Below are 17,399 nucleotides of genomic sequence, written 5' to 3'. Positions count from 1 at the left end.
TGCTAAGGCGTAACTGTTCAATATCTCAATACTAACTCGTTATTTTTTCGTTTTCCTAGGGCGTGTCCTCATTTTTAAAATAACAACGCGCCTTAATAAAAAAGGCAACCTAGTGGTCGCCTCTCTGTCATTCAATGCTGCTCAATAATACGTTGTCATCTTTATGGTCTTAGCGCGGTACCAACAGACGATTATGAACTTCTTGCTCAAGCTTCGTTAAGCCATGACTGCGCCCACGTTCCATAGCGGTGTCCATTTTACGTCCCCGTAGCCATCCTGCGCGTAGCGCCATTGCGGCACCCACTCTATTGCCTGAGCCACAATGCACTGCCATTTTTTTGCCATGATGTTGGCGCAATATATTATCAAATGCCAATATATTGAGCTGCTTTAAGTCTGCAGCACCGTTAATAGGCAGATGCTCATAGTGCATGCCAGCTCGCTCGACCGCTGCGGCTTCATCAAAGCTCAATTCATCATCTGGCTGTAAGTTAATCACTAACTCAACCCCAGCTTTCGCTAAGGCAACCACTTTTTCGTCATTGAGTGCACCGCATACAATGGTAGTGTCATCAGGACGAAAATAAGGCTCAAGAATAGTACTAAGATCAACATCATTGTCTAAAACGCTATTGCCAGCATTCGATACTGTGTCAATAGCTACTGAATGATTCAGTTGATCTGGGTTTGGTACGGCGGTATGTGAAGTCATAATTATAAATTTGTTCGTTATATTGACTATGGTCAATTCCAGTTAAAATAAGTACGAAGCAACCGCGTGTCGATGTATAAGCAATACTTCAAGCGAGGTTAACGCTATCACTTTTCTATCAAGAATCGACCATATTGGGATATTTTTTAGTTAAATGACAGTCGTTCTACTGGCTTTTACTCATGGCCACTCTGTAATTTAACCGTACCTGCCAAATGCGGCTTGTCATTTTTAGAACTAAATAAGCCAAACTCACAGGTAGCGTCTGTGTCTTCAAGTGCAGCCACTGGATCAGCGATAAGCTCTACTTCGGCTGGCAAAAAGATAGGCAGTTTAAATGACACATCAACCGTACAAGCATCCGGCAACTCGTCCATCATAGCAAGGCATTTGGCCTTTGACCACATGCCGTGAGCAATCGCTTTAGGAAAGCCAAACGCACGCGCAGATAATGGATGGAGATGAATGAGGTTAAAGTCACCTGAAACAAAAGCATAACGACGACCGATATCTTCTGGCACTTCAAAGATACTATGCACGCCTTCTGGATTGACTGATGGCTTGACCGTTATTGGACGTGGAGTGCTTTTTTTGTCTTTGCTGCTGATGGGTTTTTTGCTGCGTGATAGATACGTCGAAGTACCTTCCCAAATCACCTTATCTTCTGACTTGACCGTCGTCACAAAATCAAACTGCTGACCCTGAGCATGGTCACGCAAATTATCAAAGGTGACTGACATAGCAACCGTTTCACGCTCACCGATAGGACGATACTGAGTCACACTATTATCGACGTGCACTAGACCCAACATAGCAAATGGAAATGGCTCTTTGACCATCATATTCATTTGCAGTGTTTGAGACAGCACTGAAAAGTAAGTAATAGGTACTTTGCCATTATCTGCAAAACCACAAATTTTACGATAATCGTTTAAGTTACTTTGGTCAATGTGCAAATCGTCCACATAGTAAGTCGCTTGCGGCAATTGGTCTTTACTGATTTTGCCATTATTACCAATAGGCAATAAACTTTTAACGATATTGGCATAGGTCGTATGCGCTTTCGGCAACGCATCATAATGTTTGTCTGACATAATAAATCCTAAGTGGGGCTTGAGCAAATTTTCTTGGTGTATCTAAAGATGCTATGACATTGTTGGTTACAGCCTATCATTGAGCAATGCCACCAGTATTATGCCTAAATTAGGCACAATTCATAGGCGTGGTTTTAGACAATGTAAGCAACTCTCACAGCAAAAAACAATTTGGCTACTGATTCTCTGTGTTTTTATCATAAAAAAGCCACCCTTGGGCAGCTTTATTACGATTTATGAGCAATTTTTTCGTAAGCATATGTGAGGAAAATTAAAAACACTGATTAATATCAACCATTTATCATCATCTAAATCATCATTTACACTTACTTATAATTGACACTTACTTATAAAGTGATATTAAGCACCCAATAAGCTTTGACCACAAACGCGAACGATGTTGCCATTTAAGCCACCAGAAGCAGGTGATGCAAACCATGCGATGGTCTCAGCCACGTCTACTGGCAAGCCGCCTTGGCTCATAGAGTTCATACGGCGACCCGCTTCACGAATAGCAAATGGAATGGCTTCGGTCATTTGCGTTTCAATAAACCCTGGAGCAACGGCGTTGATCGTCATGCCTTTGGCGTTGTCTTCTAACTGCTTGGCAGTGGCATTAACCAAACCAATCACCCCTGCTTTAGAGGTGGCATAGTTGGTTTGACCCAAGTTGCCAGCGATACCTGAAATCGATGACACACAAACGATACGTGCATTGTCTTTTAATACGTCGTTGTCTAGTAAATAGCGGTTCAGCCTAGCAATACTACCTAGGTTGATATTAATAACCATGTCCCACTTTTTCTCGTCCATGTTTGCCAAAGTCTTATCACGAGTGACGCCAGCATTATGGATGATTGAATCTAATCCGCCACGCTTTTGTGCGGCTTCGGCGATTTGTTTGCCAGCGTCATCACTGGTGATGTCGACGGTCAATACTGAGCCACTAATTTCGCTAGCGACTTTTTGTAGGTCTGCTTGTTGCTGCGGTACATCGAGGCAGATAACGTGAGCGCCTTCACGAGCCAATACACGAGCAATTGCTTCACCAATACCGCGACTTGCGCCAGTTACTAGCATGGTTTTACCGCCAAGAGGCTGTGTCCAATCGACATCAACATTACTGCCTTTACTAACGCGTACGACTTGTCCTGAGACATAAGCTGAACGAGCTGAGGTGAAAAAGCGTAAAGTCGAATCTAGATTTTGCTCTGCGCCGTCTTCCACATAGATAAGCTGTGCCGTAATACCGCGTTTGAACTCTTTACCGACAGACTTTACAAAGCCTTCAAGCGCACGCTGAGCCAAAGCTGTATCAATGTCAGTGATATTTTCTGGTGGGCGGCCAATAATAATGACGCGACCAGACTTTTCTACACGACGAGCGACAGTATGGAAGAACTCATACACTTCTTTTAATTGATCGGCATTGCTAATATTGCTGGCATCAAACAACAAAACTTTAAATTTATCATCGCCGCCCGTATTGGCTTTTGCTTCGACACCTGCATCAGCAAGGGCATCTTTGATATCATCACTGCTGTTTACATAAACATCAGCATGTACGTCTGACAAAATTCGCGCAACAGACTCACTGACGCTTTTATCATCGCCATTAGCACGACCAACCAATACGCTACCACGTACTAAAGGCTCACCGCTTTCGAAGCGATCAAGGGTAACAGGTAACGGTAAACCCAAATTTTTGGCCACTTTTTTGCCAATAGAAGACTGAACAAAATCACCATAACGGTCTGACATAATATAATCCCTATAACGAACGGTTAGAATAATAGTAATAAATGTAATGTGCCTATTATATAGACTCAATAACCTCATAATCATTGATATTTAATAAATGAGTCTAAAGCTGGCCTAACTATACACTGCCATCTTAAACAAGTCCAAAAACCGATAATGTCTACAACAATCTGTAAACAAGCCAGTATACAAGACGGTCACTTTTTCTGGATTTAAAAATCACCACATTGTGCTAAAATCAGACCTATAAGTTATAGCAAATGCAATTATCGATAACAATATATTATCAAATCTATCGTTATGCAATGCCAATAACCGATACTAGCCAGTCTACGAAAGTCATATTGATGTCTTTCAAAGCGGATACCGACCTTAGATAAGCGTCACATAGTTTGCCAAAGATATACAGTAAGGTCGTAAAAACGTCTTATCATAAACAGTTATGCTGCGTAATAAGTGATAATATTTGCTTCTTGTTTATTTTCGATTATTGAATTATTTAATGTAATCATTTTTATTATTAGTTTTACTATTGTTACCCTCTTTTCTTCTGCCCATATTTTTTAAGGATAATATTATGAGTAATAAAAACAATCACCCTGATAGCCCTGTTGTTGAAAGCACAGTGGTAAAAGCCAGTGCATCAAAATCTACTGATAATAAATCAGACAGCGCCAAAACAGAAATGGCTGTTAAAAAAGCTAAAAGCACGACAGCTACAGACACGTCTAATAAAGAGTCTTCTAGCACCACAGAAGCGAATGATAAATCACCAGCTTCTACTACGAAAAAGCCAGCGTCTGCTGCCAAAAAAACCAGCAAAACCAAAGCCGTTGCTGGTCAAAATCGTGTGGCTATCTTAGGTGGCAACCGTATTCCATTTGCACGCTCGAACGGTTCATACGCTGACGTTAGCAACACCGACATGTTGACAGCTGCATTAGATGGCTTGATTGAACGCTATAATCTACAAGACGAAGTGTTGGGTGAAGTGGTATCTGGTGCCGTCATGAAACTAAGCCGTGACATCAACCTAACTCGCGAAGCCACGCTTAACACAGCGCTCAACCCACATACGCCAACTTACGATATCTCACAAGCTTGCGGTACTGGCTTGCAAGCGACTTTTGCTTCTGCCAATAAAATCGCACTGGGTCTTATCGATTCAGCAATTACTGGCGGCGTAGACACGACCTCTGATGCACCGATCGCGATTGGTGATGGTCTACGTAAAGTACTGATCAAACTGGGCGCGGCTAAAGACAACAAACAACGCCTGAAAGCGTTAATGGGTCTAAATCCAAAAGACTTAATCGATTCGCCACAAAATGGTGAACCACGCACTGGTCTATCAATGGGCGACCATCAAGCCATCACCACTCTTGAGTGGAATGTCAGCCGCGAAGCACAAGATGAGCTTGCTTTTAACAGTCATCAAAACCTAGCGCGCGCTTATGATGAAGGATTCTTTGACGACCTAATCACTCCATACAAAGGTCTGACGCGCGATAACAACTTGCGTCCAGATACCACTTTGGAAAAACTGGCTAAATTAAAGCCTGTGTTTGGTAAAAAGAACGCCAACCCAACGATGACAGCAGCCAACTCTACACCATTAACGGATGGTGCCTCTTGTGTCCTACTAGGAACCGATGAGTGGGCAAAAGAGCGTGGTCTTAAGCCATTGGCTTATATCGTTCATCAAGAAACGGCCGCCGTTGATTTCATTGGTAAATCTGGCACCACAGAAGGCCTATTAATGGCACCTGCTTATGCCGTACCGCGTATGCTTGAGCGTGCAGGTCTAACACTACAAGATTTCGATTTTTATGAAATCCATGAAGCCTTTGCATCACAAGTGTTATCAACACTAGCTGCTTGGGAAGATGAAAAATTCTGTGAAGAGCGTCTAGGACTAGATGCACCACTAGGCTCTATCGATCGTAGCAAGCTAAACGTGAATGGCTCGTCGTTAGCTGCGGGTCATCCATTTGCCGCAACGGGCGGTCGTATCCTAGCCACTGCAGCGAAGCTATTGGATCAAAAAGGCTCAGGTCGTGCACTAATCTCTATCTGTGCAGCTGGTGGTCAGGGCGTGACTTGTATCTTAGAGAAATAACTCTTTGACTGCTATTATTTGATTGGTATTATCAGTCAATAGTTAGCATGAATACTTTAAAGCACTCTTTAATCGATGGATTAAAGGGTGCTTTTTTATGCCCATTCACTACTCAAAACTGGATGTTAGTCACGGTCTTGCTAACAACACAATAATGAAACGTAGCCAACGCATAGCTCTATCGGTAGTTATGCTAAAGTAAGAGGATAACCAATAAAAATCATAACAACACTGATTAGGAGTTTTTTATGGGTAAGATACCTTCGTCCATCAATCCCAAATCCCTCACGCCACAAGAGCGTCAGGAACTTAGCTCACCTGAGCAACACAGTTTTATCGAGCGTATGGATAAGGAGGTTTTTAATGATCAGTTGCGTCGTAAGATGCACGAAGACCTCATCGATACTTATGATGAAGAGTTAGAAAACGAGATAGATGATTATGTGCGTGACTTTCGTTTTGATGGGCGCGAAATGAGTGAGCAAGAAAGACTTGATCGTCGTATGTACTTTCAAGAGTTGGTAAGGCTACAGCGCGAGCTTATTAAGTTGCAAGACTGGGTCGTTGATCGCGGTGAGCGTATCGTCGTCATATTTGAGGGTCGTGATTCGGCGGGTAAAGGTGGCGCTATCAAGCGTATCACGCAGCGCTTAAATCCTCGTGTGTGTCGAGTGGCTGCCCTACCTGCACCGACGGAACGTGAGCAATCACAATGGTATTTTCAGCGTTATGTCGCCCATTTGCCTGCTGCTGGTGAGATTGTGCTGTTTGACCGCAGTTGGTATAACCGTGTGGGGGTTGAGCGTGTGATGGGGTTTTGTACCGATACACAGTATGAAGAATTTTTTCAGTCGGTGCCTGAGTTTGAACGTATGCTAGTCCGCTCAGGTATTCGCTTGGTGAAGTACTGGTTTTCGATCACTGATGATGAGCAGCATTCACGCTTTATGAGCCGTATTCATGACCCGCTCAAGCAATGGAAGCTCTCAGCCATGGACTTACAATCACGCCGCCGTTGGGAAGACTATACCAAGGCTAAAGAGACCATGTTTGAGCGAACGCATATCCCTGAAGCACCTTGGTGGGTGGTTGAAGGTAACAATAAAAAACGCGCAAGGCTAAACTGTATTGCTCATCTACTCGAACAAATTCCTTATAAGGAAGTGCCACGTGATGAGGTAGAATTACCCGATCGTAAACGTGATGACGAATACTACCGTGAGCCTATTCCAGATGATATGTATGTGCCACCGCGCTATTAAAAGATATAATAGTTTTACTTAGGGTGTGTCCTCAATTTAATCGATTGTCCTCTAAATTGGCTAATAATGGCTACATTTTGCCAAGGATAGTCAAACAGCTTATTGATATCTCGATATTATTGGCATTGCCTTTATTGTTTGACGGCAACTTTTATCACCATTTTTAAAATGAAGACACGCCCTAGTCTTATGCTCATAAAAAAAGCCGCCTTATCGATATATAAGGTGGCTTTTTTTATACTGTTTATTTAATAATAGTCGTCTAACACTCATCAAAACCATTACAAGTATAATAAATAATTACATGGTATACGTGGACTGCAAACCATCTATTTTACCCGCCAATAATCGCTCAACTTCGTTTTTAATTCTTTGACCTGCAATATCAGTTCCAATCTGTACCGCAAAACCTGCCGGTCGACCACCTTGAGTTTTGGCGTTGATCCAAACTACTTTGCCATTCATAGGCAAACGCTCGCTAGAATTGGGTAAAGTGATGGCGATAAATACCTCGTTACCTAGCTGCTGAGCGTCATTGGATGGCACAAATAATGCGCCATTACTGACAAAGGACAAGTAGCTGGCATATAAAATTTCGATATTTTCAATGTGACAGGTTAATATCCCGCCGCGTCCTGGCATGGCCATAGTCAGCTTCCTTCATTAAGTTTGGTATTTTTATTTGCTATCGAGGCAGATTTTCTTATAAACAAGCCAATTCTTGCATTAGCTTATCATAGGCAAATTTTTCTTGCACATTTTGTTGCAGAGCGATTTTTGTCTGCTGCAAGCTATTAGAAAAAAGTGCTAGGCCATTATTATCAGGTGGAAACTTTTCTAAGGCAGCGGATAGATTGACGTCTTTTTGAAGCTCATTAAGCCCTAAGCAAACACGGCGCATATCAAGTAGCATCAGCTCAGACAGCTGAATAAATTCTGTGATACTCAGTTGGTTTTGCCAATAGTCACTGGCTGCCACACTACTACGTTTACCGCTCCGCAATGCCTGCCACGTCGTCAACCATAGCGCACGTTTGCTATACCATGGCGCTTGTGCCATGGCTATCGCGGCCAAAGGTGCCCCATTTGCCAATTGAATAAGCTGCTCAATCGCAGCCGTTCCGACCGCTTCACGATTGACCGTAGAGCCAAGTGCCTGTGTCACATAGTCAACGGCGATTACAGGCTGAATGGTCTGTAATGGCAACTGCTGCACCCGACTTTTAATGGTGGGCAGTAGTTGTGCTGGAGTATCGCTGATCAAAAATAAATGGACTTTAGCTTGTGGTTCTTCCAAAGTTTTGAGTAGCGCGTTGGCCGCGGCAATCGTCATTTGCTCTGCATGGTCTAACACACAAATACGCATCCCTTGACCACCTTGGTAGATAAAAGGCTGCAAGTTACGGATATCATCCACTTTAATCTTAAGAGCACTATTATTAGCTGTTTTGGATGATTTTTTATCCTTTGCAGCGTTACTTAATTTCTCTTTATTATCAGCATTGTCTGCACTGATTGGCATACTGATCAGTGGCAATACCTGTAAGCTTGGATGCGTGCCAGATCTTAGCCATTGGCAACTTTCGCACGCGCCGCAAGCCCCTGTGGGATGGCTATCACGCTCACGGCATAATAGCCAAGCAACCAAACGCCATACAAAAGCTCGCTTGCCCATACCCTGCATACCAGCAGCTAATAGTGCATGTGGCAAAGATTGCTGTGATGTCAAAACTCGCTTGGTCAATTGCGACCACAGATTTTGCTGCCATGGCAATAACGCGGCGAAATAAATGTGGTCTGTAGTATCCATTGTGCCTGTATTTTGCGTCTTATCACTCATAGCTAACGTCCTATAACTTCGCTTGATTATTCAGGATATAGCGTGTTCATGACGCTTTAGATGAAATATTTTTGCTTAGGCTATTTATCCAATGGGGTTCTGAAATTCAGTCAAACTCATGGCATTTAAGCGGTCTAAATCTTCTTGGGTATCGACCCCTGCAGGTAGATGACAAGCGGCAACTGAAATAGCAATCTGCGCTCCATTTTCTAAAACCCGTAACTGCTCTAGGCTCTCAAGTCTCTCAAGTGGCGTTTGCGGCCAATGCACAAACTGCTGTAATAAACGGACGCGATAAGCATATAACCCTAAATGGCGATAAGCATTTTTTGGTGGGTTTCTATGATCATCATTGGACAATACGACATCACGATCACAAGGAATGGGTGCTCGGCTAAAATAAATCGCACGTTGCAAGTCATTAGCGTGTTGACTGACAACCTTGACCACTGATGGACGCATAAAGGTCTCATAGTCATCGATAGGCTCACACAAAGTCGCCATCACGCTATCACTGTCTGCGACCAAAAGCGCCTTTACCTGCTCCAATAATAACGGTGGCACTAACGGTTCATCGCCTTGCATGTTGACCACGATATCATGGTCAGCCCACCCTTTGATGGCGGCAACTTCTGCCAAACGGTCAGTGCCTGAAGCATGCTCGCTACTGGTCATCACCACATCAAACCCTGCATCCATGCATACCTTGGCAATATCGTCATCATCCGTGGCAATACACATATCATCAGCGAAGTGGGCTGTTTGCGCCTTTTCAGCAACCCAAAGAATCATCGGCTTACCATGTATCTCTAGTAATGGCTTGCCAGGCAGCCTCGTGCTCTTAAAACGAGCAGGGATAACAATATGAGTTTTGGCGGGTATAATTACTGACGACATGGGGTTTCCTATAGCAATTTTTATACGGTTTAAAGCATCATCTATTATTTGCTTTGGTATTATTATTGGTACTGTTATTGTTTGCGATATCAATACCTAGCTTCTTTAGCTGCTGCTGCAGATTATCATAACAGCTGTCAGAGAGTTCGGCGGTTACTGGCAGTACCCATAGTCTGTTTATCAGCTCTTGATATTCATTATTCAGCGCTTTATCAGTAGTGGCTTTCGATAGCAACGCTCTTATTTTTACCGCATCTTTACTGGTGACTACGATTGGATATTCGGTATACTGCAATAATTCCGCCAACTCAAAATCATAATGATCAGGATAAGCATGTCCAACGACATCGAAGCCTAGCGAATTTAAAGTATCAAAAAACCGCTGCGGATAACCAATACCGCTCGCCGCATGCACTCTACAACCCTTTTTAGGCATATCAATTTGAGAATAAGATAAAGTAGGTTGCCATAAGAGTTGCAGAGCATTCGCCTCTAAGTGCATTGTCAAACGATGGGCTCGATACAGACTACTATTATTATCTTTGTTATTACCAACTAAATCTGTTTTTAGTGGCTCATGATAGATGACAGTTGCCCCCTGTAAGCGTGACATAGGCTCACGTAAAAACCCTGTTGGCAAGAGCTGTTGATTACCAAAGCCCCGTGCCGAATCGACCACAATCCATTCAATGTCACGTTGCAGTGCATAATGCTGCAAGCCATCGTCGGCAATAATGAATTGCAACTCAGGATGGGCAGCTAACAAGGTCATAATTGCTTGCTTACGATCAGGACATACTGCCATGGGTGCATTTGTCATATTAACAATCAAACAAGGCTCATCCCCTACCACATTGGGCAAACTGGTGGCATCGACCAAAGCGGGCATTTGACTGGTATCACCACCATAACCACGACTAATAACACCTACCTTTATTCCCCGTTCTTGTAGATAATCAACCAAAGCAATAATTAATGGCGTTTTACCACTACCGCCCACGCTGATGTTACCGATCACCATAACGGGGACAGGCGCACGATAACTTGCTAACAGTCCAGCTTTGTAAGCTTGACGACGCAGCGTGGTGATAAGTCCGTACAACCAACTAACAGGTAGCAATAGCCATAGCCAAGCGGCTTGACGTTGCCAGGCACGCGTCACTGTCGTTTCAATACTCATGATAATTGACCACTTACCTATTCAGCTAAACTTGAACTTAGCACGATTTGAACGTCAAAGCTGCTCAAAGAATAGTCCGATAATTTTATTCAAAGTCGCGTTCATACATTTGCGCATAATGACCTTGCAATTGCATAAGCTCATCGTGCGTGCCTAACTCGACGATTTGACCGCTGTCTAACACGGCGATACGATCGGCTGATTCAATGGTGGTCAGTCGATGTGCAATGACTAATGTGGTACGATCTTTCATCACATTATCAAGCGCTTGCTGAATGTAATACTCTGATTCATTGTCTAACGCACTGGTTGCTTCATCTAAAATTAAAATCGGTGCATCTTTTAATAGCGCACGAGCAATCGATAAGCGCTGACGCTGCCCGCCAGACAGCTGCAAACCTTCAGCACCAATTTCACTTTGATAGCCGTTTGGCATTTTCATAATAAAATCATGAGCAAAGGCATCTTTTGCGGCGCGCTCAACCTCCGCTTGGGTTTTATTGGCTAAGCCACCATAAGCAATATTGTTAAATACCGTGGTATTGAACAGGACTACTTGTTGATTGACCATCGCAATCTGCGCCCGTAAGCTCTCAAGCTTAATGTCTTCAATCGGTATACCATCCAAGGTAATTTGCCCAGAAGAGGTCGATAAGGTGCGCGTCAGTAAATTTACTAAAGATGACTTACCAGCACCACTTCGCCCTACCAATGCAACCGTCTCACCCGCTTTTACATCTAACGTAAAGTCACGCAAAGCGACCGTTGAGTCAGGATAAATCAGACTGACATTATCCAGCTTGATTTCGCCCGTCAAAGCAGGGCTAAGCACACCAGTGTCTGTTTCTTCTGGCTCATCTAACAAGGCAAAAATAGACTCACCTGCCGCGATACCTTTTTGCAGTTTTTGATTGATATCAGTCAATGAGCGTACCGGCTTGCTGAGCAAACCTGCAGCGGCGATATATGATATAAACTCACCCGCTGAGATATTGTCGATCACCGACGGGCGTAGTGCAAGCCACACCACAACTGACATGGCGACAGCCATTAGCAGCTGTACTGCTGGTGTATTGATACTGTTGGTCACCACGACCTTCATGCCTTGGCGTAAGTTCTTTTTTGATGTTTTATCGAAGCGTGCGGCTTCGTATACTTGACCGCCATAGTTTTTGACAACCTGATAGCCACCAATCACTTCATTGGTAATATGGCTGACATCACCCATCGTCTCTTGTATACCTTTAGACAACTTTAGATAACGCTTTGAGGCGATGCGAATAAGCCACAATATTGGCGGTAGCACAACGAATAAAATCAACGTCAAACGCCAATTGCTATAAAGCAAGAAACCTATCAAGGCGACGACTGTCAGACCATCACGCAGTAGCGTCTTCATAGAGTCTGTACTAGCTGCGGTGACTTGCTCAACATCAAATATCAGCTTGGATGAAATGGTACCAGCAGGATTGGCTAAGTAAAAAGAGCTTGGCAGACGAAGCAATTTATTAAAGACTTCCACTCGCAGCTCATATACCAAATTACGTGAGACCAGAGCAGAATAATAATTACCCAAAAAGCTACCAACACCGCGGACAAAAAACAGACCAATGATCAATAATGGAAATAAATCCTGTTTGCTTTGATCGTTCTGATTAATGGCATCGGTGATGTATTGAAGTAATTTGGCAATCCAAATCTCTGTCGCTGCATTAATCGCAAAGCCCAACACAGTAAGCATTAATGCCCACCAGTATGGCTTTAGATAACTCAGCAAACGCAGCAAGGTCTTATGTTTAGGTATGTTTGACGGCTCTGCTGATAGTTTTTTAGCAGCAGTTTTTGCAGAGTCAGGTTGATATGCTTGGCTCATAAAAGCCTCAATTTGGGGGTCATAATATGAATGGACTGCATTAAAATCGCAGTTTTATAAGAGCATCTATCAATGGCACTAAAGTAGCTATAGGCTACTGCGGTAACGGCTGACCAAGTGGCACGACCGTACTGATATTAAGATTCAAAAACCCCAGTTTACCCGCAATGTCCATCACTCGCACAACTGATTGGTGGGTGGCATTGGCATCCGCAGCAATAACAAATAGCATGTCACGATTACTGCCAGCTTCTTGTTGTAGCATACCGGTCAACTCTGCCTCATTACTACTGGCAAGCGTAATACCGTTCACCAGATAACTGCCATCTTCTTGTACTGCCACTTCGATACTGTTTTTCTCTTCTGTCAGCGCAACACCTTCAGCTTCAGGAAGAATAATATTTAAACGACTAAAATGATTAAACGATGTTGCCAGCAGCAAAAACACAATCAAAAATAACAAGCAATCAATCATCGGGGTCAAGTTAATTTCGAGCGGCTCAACAGTCGGTTTTCTAAAGCGCATATCACTCTCTTTAATTTACTGAATACTCATGTGCTTGATGGATTATTAGGGCGTGCTGAACAGTCACAAATACTAAGAAATGCTAAGAAGTGACGGCAACACCATTATTTGAGCTTAACCCATCCACTGCATACTCGTGATCTACAACGTCAGCCGATGGCGCACGATGTGCAGGCACATTCAAGCCAGTAGCAGACGTATTTTCCAGCAAATGATAATCATACAACTCTTGAATCATGAGCCCCGCTTGCGTCTCAAATTGGGCATTAATATCGATAATACGGCGCTGAAAATAACGATAGGCAACCAGTGCTGGAATAGCCACGATCATACCAGCAGCAGTCGTAATCAACGCTTGTGACACACCAGCAGCAAGCATCGTTGGGTCTTGCATCGCCCCATCGGTAATCGCCAAAAACGACGAAATAATGCCTAACACCGTGCCTAACAAACCGAGTAGTGGCGCAATCGCCCCTATGGTCCCAAGCATATTGATGTTTTTTTCTAACTGATGCACTTGTACGCTAGCGCGGTTTTGCATATGCATCGTCATCGAGTCTAAGCCATATTGACGATACAGCAGCCCTGTCGCTAAAATATCTCCCAAAGGTGTTTTTTCTTTGACATTCATCAACTGTGTACGACCAATATCCCCATTCTCACGTAAGCGCGTGATTAGCTGTTCGCGCAATCTACTCGGAGCAACTTTATTAAACTGTAAGGTATGACTACGCTCGATGATGATAACCAATGCCAATATTGAGCACACCACGATAGGTGTCATCAACCACCCACCCGCTTTTACCAACTCCCACATATTGACTCTCTTTTATATTTTTATAAAAATAGCGGCTATCAAAATATCTTAAATTTACAGCATCATGACAAACTCGTTAGCGATATCAAGCCTGTGCTTCTATGTGCTTAATCAAAGCTGCTAACTGATCTTGGTTATGGAAAAATATCTCAACACTACCTTGACCATCTTTTTTGTGTTTGAGTTTGAGTTTGACTTCAGCCCCTAACATATCTGTCAGTCTTTGCGTTAAGCGCTCAACCTCACGAGATTGCGTTTGCTCAGCACGATTGGCTTTAGGCGCAGGCTGCAAGATCGATTTAACCAACTTTTCAGCGTCGCGTACCGTCATACCACCGTCGATAATTTTTTGCGCGATAATCGGCTGCTGCTCAGAGGATAATGCCAAGAGCGTGCGCGCATGACCCATATCTAGGGCGCTATTTGCCAAATGATCTTTGACGGTATCATGCAGCTGATTGAGACGCAGCAGGTTTGATACGGTGGTGCGCGCCTTGCCAACGACTTCGGCAATCATCGCATGACTCATACCAAATTCAGTATGAAAACGTTGTAATGCGGCGGCCTGCTCAATCACAGACAAGTCTTCACGCTGGATATTTTCAATCAAGGCCAGTGCGATGGCAAGCTCATCCGATAAAGCACGTTCAATCGCTGGAATGACAGATTTACCTGCCATTTTTGCTGCACGCCAGCGGCGCTCACCAGCAATGATCTCATGGGTAACGAATGCTTCACTCTTGTCTTCATTAGCCAATAACGGACGGATAACGATCGGTTGCATGACACCGTGCTGCTCAATCGAAGACGCCAGCTCTGCAAGCGCCGTTTCACTCATATCACGGCGTGGCTGATACTTACCTGCTTGCAAACGCGTGACATCTATTTGCACCAAGCTGATCTGGTCTTCAGAGGCAATGGCATCTGTTCCATTAACACGACTCTTATTAGTCGTAACTTTATTTATCGTGCGCGGCGACCGTGTGGTTCGACTGCTGGTAGTGGCGTCAGAGGCGATAGCTTTGGTCGTTGGTTTTTCACTGGTCTCATTACTATCAGATTGAGCAGGCGTGCTAATATTTAATCTATCAGCGTTTATCGTTTCAGCTGGCAAAGTACTCTCACGCGCCGCCATATCGTCTTGCAAGGCAGAGGCGGTGATTTGCTTTTCTTTTTTGATTGACCCCAATAAGGCATCTAAGCCTCGATTGGCAGCCAACCCTCTTTTCTTCGCCATGATTACCTATCCTCTAACGCTAAAATAAAAGCCAAATAATTATTAATACAGCTTACTCATTACTTATAAATACGACATTCAATGTTCAATATCTGTTTAGTCGCTTGTGCTGACATTTTATCACTGGTGCTAAAAAACATGCATACATGCATATTAGTCACTTTGTTTCATGACTTCAGCCGCCAATTTTTGATAAGCGCGCGCACCTTTTGACCATCTCTCGTAAGCGATAACTGGCAAACCATGCGCTGGCGCTTCTGCCAAACGAATATTTCTTGGAATATGGGTTTTATACATAATATCGCCAAAGTGCGCTTCAAGCTCGGCCGACACATCCCGAGCCAGTGTATTGCGTGCATCAAATAATGTTCTCACCACACCGCGGATATATAGCTTTGGATTCAACTCGGTTAAACGCTCTATCGTCTGCGACAAATCAGCCAAGCCTTCTAATGCATAATATTCGCACTGCATCGGAATAATGACGCTGTCTGTAGCAACTAACGCATTAATCGTCAGCAAATTCAAGCTGGGTGCACAGTCTATAACCACATAATCGTAAGCAGGTTTTTTAGCAGCTATCTGATCATTAACCAAAGCCACCATTGCTGTTTTAAACAGCTCATGACTATCGGTCTTATTCATCAAGGTAATATCCATGCCAGCCAAATCACGATTGGCACCGATCACATCAAACCCCGCCGGACTGGTAACAATAGCATCAGACAGCGACAAGCCATCCAATAATACGTCCGCTATCGTCAGTGCCAATTCATTCTTATCGACACCCGTACCACTGGTCGCATTACCCTGTGGGTCTAAGTCAATCAGCAGTACATGCTTGCGCTTCGCAGCCAAGCTGGCGGTCAAATTCACTGCCGTCGTGGTTTTACCCACGCCGCCTTTTTGATTCGCAATTGCTATGATTTCCATACACTCACTCAATTTAATTAGGGTCTATTACTGTTATTTTACTTTTGGCTTACACAATCAATTTTTCGCTAAACTTTGCATAGCATCATACTCATAAGCGTAAACAATATGAGCATCTCTATATAATTAGCACGATTTATATCACCATATTTTGAATATCTTGCCATTCAAATATCAACAAAATCATGTGTCACCGACACGTATCACTTAAAAGGTGTTCATAGCTTAGACATTTTTATAGGACAATTCAATTAAATGACGACTATCATGTAAACGAGGCACTTTAAGCTTAATCGTCTTAATATGCCAGTCATTGTCTAGTGCTTGTAGTTCTTCATCGCTTGGCGCTTTGCCTTTCATCGCGCATAGGTAACCGTTATCTGCTAAGCGCGGCTGAGCCACTTCGACAAAATCGATCAAACTGGCAAAGGCTCTAGAAGTCACAACGTCATAGCTGGCTTCATGCGCCTCGATACGAGAAGCAATTGGCTGCATATTATTCAAGCCAAGCTCGCTGCTAATTTGCTTAATAAAGCGAATTTTTTTCTGATTACTATCAAGTGCGGTGCATTGACGCTCTGGCTGACAAATCGCAATGATAACCGCTGGCATCCCTGCCCCTGTGCCAATATCTAACAGTGACCCTGACGGTAAATGCGTTATAATAGCCAAACAATCGATTATATGTTTGATTAACGCCTCTTCTGGATCAGTGATGGCGGTCAGATTATACGCTTTATTCCACAACAAAAGCTGGTCTAAGTACAATAATAATGTGCGCTGCTGCGTCTCACTCAATGATAACTTGAGCTCATTGACCGCTTGTGCCAAGGTATTCGCCAGCGCTGGCAGCTGTGCGCCAAGCTTTACAAAGCCAGTCGGATCAATACGGATATTGCCCGTGTTAGCAGAGGATGAAGATGTTTTAGTAAAGTCTGACATACAACGAGTTATCCAGTTTTGACATGTGAACCGTCTATTTTATCATGCAGTCTGCCCATTGAATAGTTGCAGATTGCGCCAATGTGAGACATCTTATACTATCTGAGCCTATATTGAGGCGTTATTGTTCTTTAATCGCCTTAAATGGATGATGAATGATTGCTTATATAGGCGTTTTTAACAGAGCCTGCTAATGATACAAAACT

General features: G+C 43.5%; 15 protein-coding genes. 2 read left to right on the top strand and 13 right to left on the bottom strand.

Annotation, left to right across the window (positions count from 1 at the left end):
• Positions 1–169: 169 nt before the first annotated feature.
• The 3 genes from ACP7AE_RS05880 to ACP7AE_RS05870 all read right to left on the bottom strand — a co-directional run bounded on the left by ACP7AE_RS05880 (position 170) and on the right by ACP7AE_RS05870 (position 3,567).
• Positions 170–712: a beta-lactamase hydrolase domain-containing protein gene (locus tag ACP7AE_RS05880; RefSeq protein WP_426241911.1), complete on the bottom strand. Its 543-nt coding sequence runs from the start codon at positions 710–712 to the stop codon at positions 170–172.
• A 176-nt stretch (positions 713–888) separates the two neighbouring features.
• The gene (locus ACP7AE_RS05875; RefSeq protein WP_426241909.1) at positions 889–1,806 is read right to left on the bottom strand and encodes a MaoC family dehydratase; all 918 of its coding nucleotides are present in this window, start codon (positions 1,804–1,806) and stop codon (positions 889–891) included.
• Positions 1,807–2,166: 360 nt separating this feature from the next.
• On the bottom strand, positions 2,167–3,567 hold the full coding sequence (locus ACP7AE_RS05870; RefSeq protein ID WP_201501441.1) for a 3-oxoacyl-ACP reductase: 1,401 nt from the start codon (positions 3,565–3,567) through the stop codon (positions 2,167–2,169).
• A gap of 577 nt (positions 3,568–4,144) precedes the next feature.
• Here ACP7AE_RS05870 and ACP7AE_RS05865 point away from each other — a divergent pair.
• Complete coding sequence (locus ACP7AE_RS05865; RefSeq protein ID WP_426241907.1) at positions 4,145–5,686, top strand: acetyl-CoA C-acetyltransferase; 1,542 nt, start codon at positions 4,145–4,147, stop codon at positions 5,684–5,686.
• 248 nt (positions 5,687–5,934) lie between these two features.
• Complete coding sequence (gene ppk2, locus ACP7AE_RS05860) at positions 5,935–6,948, top strand: polyphosphate kinase 2 (protein WP_238049249.1); 1,014 nt, start codon at positions 5,935–5,937, stop codon at positions 6,946–6,948.
• A 300-nt stretch (positions 6,949–7,248) separates the two neighbouring features.
• On the opposite strand, the gene ACP7AE_RS05855 is transcribed toward ppk2, so the two are convergent.
• The 10 genes from ACP7AE_RS05855 to rsmG all read right to left on the bottom strand — a co-directional run bounded on the left by ACP7AE_RS05855 (position 7,249) and on the right by rsmG (position 17,193).
• Complete coding sequence (locus tag ACP7AE_RS05855; RefSeq protein ID WP_426241905.1) at positions 7,249–7,596, bottom strand: PilZ domain-containing protein; 348 nt, start codon at positions 7,594–7,596, stop codon at positions 7,249–7,251.
• Between the two features lie 55 nt (positions 7,597–7,651).
• On the bottom strand, positions 7,652–8,788 hold the full coding sequence (locus ACP7AE_RS05850) for a DNA polymerase III subunit delta' (protein WP_426241903.1): 1,137 nt from the start codon (positions 8,786–8,788) through the stop codon (positions 7,652–7,654).
• An 84-nt stretch (positions 8,789–8,872) separates the two neighbouring features.
• Positions 8,873–9,685, bottom strand: coding sequence for a 3-deoxy-manno-octulosonate cytidylyltransferase (kdsB, locus tag ACP7AE_RS05845; protein ID WP_426241901.1), 813 nt, complete (start codon positions 9,683–9,685; stop codon positions 8,873–8,875).
• A 37-nt stretch (positions 9,686–9,722) separates the two neighbouring features.
• Positions 9,723–10,865 (bottom strand): tetraacyldisaccharide 4'-kinase, encoded by a 1,143-nt coding sequence (gene lpxK / locus ACP7AE_RS05840; RefSeq protein WP_426241899.1) that lies wholly within the window; start codon positions 10,863–10,865, stop codon positions 9,723–9,725.
• 85 nt (positions 10,866–10,950) lie between these two features.
• A complete protein-coding gene (gene msbA, locus ACP7AE_RS05835) occupies positions 10,951–12,738 on the bottom strand; it encodes a lipid A export permease/ATP-binding protein MsbA (protein ID WP_426241897.1) in 1,788 nt (595 codons plus the stop codon).
• Between the two features lie 94 nt (positions 12,739–12,832).
• The gene (locus ACP7AE_RS05830; RefSeq protein ID WP_426241895.1) at positions 12,833–13,264 is read right to left on the bottom strand and encodes an ExbD/TolR family protein; all 432 of its coding nucleotides are present in this window, start codon (positions 13,262–13,264) and stop codon (positions 12,833–12,835) included.
• Between the two features lie 82 nt (positions 13,265–13,346).
• The gene (locus tag ACP7AE_RS05825; protein ID WP_426241893.1) at positions 13,347–14,081 is read right to left on the bottom strand and encodes a MotA/TolQ/ExbB proton channel family protein; all 735 of its coding nucleotides are present in this window, start codon (positions 14,079–14,081) and stop codon (positions 13,347–13,349) included.
• An 85-nt stretch (positions 14,082–14,166) separates the two neighbouring features.
• Positions 14,167–15,318 carry a ParB/RepB/Spo0J family partition protein gene (locus tag ACP7AE_RS05820; RefSeq protein WP_426241891.1) on the bottom strand — a complete coding sequence of 384 codons (1,152 nt, stop codon included), beginning with the start codon at positions 15,316–15,318 and terminating at the stop codon, positions 14,167–14,169.
• Positions 15,319–15,471: 153 nt separating this feature from the next.
• The gene (locus tag ACP7AE_RS05815; RefSeq protein WP_201538977.1) at positions 15,472–16,251 is read right to left on the bottom strand and encodes a ParA family protein; all 780 of its coding nucleotides are present in this window, start codon (positions 16,249–16,251) and stop codon (positions 15,472–15,474) included.
• A gap of 225 nt (positions 16,252–16,476) precedes the next feature.
• Positions 16,477–17,193 carry a 16S rRNA (guanine(527)-N(7))-methyltransferase RsmG gene (gene rsmG / locus ACP7AE_RS05810; RefSeq protein WP_193836959.1) on the bottom strand — a complete coding sequence of 239 codons (717 nt, stop codon included), beginning with the start codon at positions 17,191–17,193 and terminating at the stop codon, positions 16,477–16,479.
• Positions 17,194–17,399: the final 206 nt, after the last annotated feature.

Origin of the sequence: Psychrobacter sp. TWP2-1-2, from assembly GCF_049896785.1 — a bacterium.
GTDB lineage: Bacteria > Pseudomonadota > Gammaproteobacteria > Pseudomonadales > Moraxellaceae > Psychrobacter.
This window is presented reverse-complemented; position numbering and strand designations above follow the sequence as displayed.

Coding starts and splice junctions, on each gene's coding strand:
- ACP7AE_RS05825 (WP_426241893.1), bottom strand. CDS start 14,081: ATGTGGGAGTTGGTAAAAGCGGGTGGGTGGTTGATGACACCTATCGTG.
- ppk2 (WP_238049249.1), top strand. CDS start 5,935: ATGGGTAAGATACCTTCGTCCATCAATCCCAAATCCCTCACGCCACAA.
- ACP7AE_RS05815 (WP_201538977.1), bottom strand. CDS start 16,251: ATGGAAATCATAGCAATTGCGAATCAAAAAGGCGGCGTGGGTAAAACC.
- ACP7AE_RS05855 (WP_426241905.1), bottom strand. CDS start 7,596: ATGGCCATGCCAGGACGCGGCGGGATATTAACCTGTCACATTGAAAAT.
- ACP7AE_RS05875 (WP_426241909.1), bottom strand. CDS start 1,806: ATGTCAGACAAACATTATGATGCGTTGCCGAAAGCGCATACGACCTAT.
- kdsB (WP_426241901.1), bottom strand. CDS start 9,685: ATGTCGTCAGTAATTATACCCGCCAAAACTCATATTGTTATCCCTGCT.
- msbA (WP_426241897.1), bottom strand. CDS start 12,738: ATGAGCCAAGCATATCAACCTGACTCTGCAAAAACTGCTGCTAAAAAA.
- ACP7AE_RS05880 (WP_426241911.1), bottom strand. CDS start 712: ATGACTTCACATACCGCCGTACCAAACCCAGATCAACTGAATCATTCA.
- ACP7AE_RS05830 (WP_426241895.1), bottom strand. CDS start 13,264: ATGCGCTTTAGAAAACCGACTGTTGAGCCGCTCGAAATTAACTTGACC.
- ACP7AE_RS05850 (WP_426241903.1), bottom strand. CDS start 8,788: ATGAGTGATAAGACGCAAAATACAGGCACAATGGATACTACAGACCAC.
- rsmG (WP_193836959.1), bottom strand. CDS start 17,193: ATGTCAGACTTTACTAAAACATCTTCATCCTCTGCTAACACGGGCAAT.
- ACP7AE_RS05870 (WP_201501441.1), bottom strand. CDS start 3,567: ATGTCAGACCGTTATGGTGATTTTGTTCAGTCTTCTATTGGCAAAAAA.
- lpxK (WP_426241899.1), bottom strand. CDS start 10,865: ATGAGTATTGAAACGACAGTGACGCGTGCCTGGCAACGTCAAGCCGCT.
- ACP7AE_RS05865 (WP_426241907.1), top strand. CDS start 4,145: ATGAGTAATAAAAACAATCACCCTGATAGCCCTGTTGTTGAAAGCACA.
- ACP7AE_RS05820 (WP_426241891.1), bottom strand. CDS start 15,318: ATGGCGAAGAAAAGAGGGTTGGCTGCCAATCGAGGCTTAGATGCCTTA.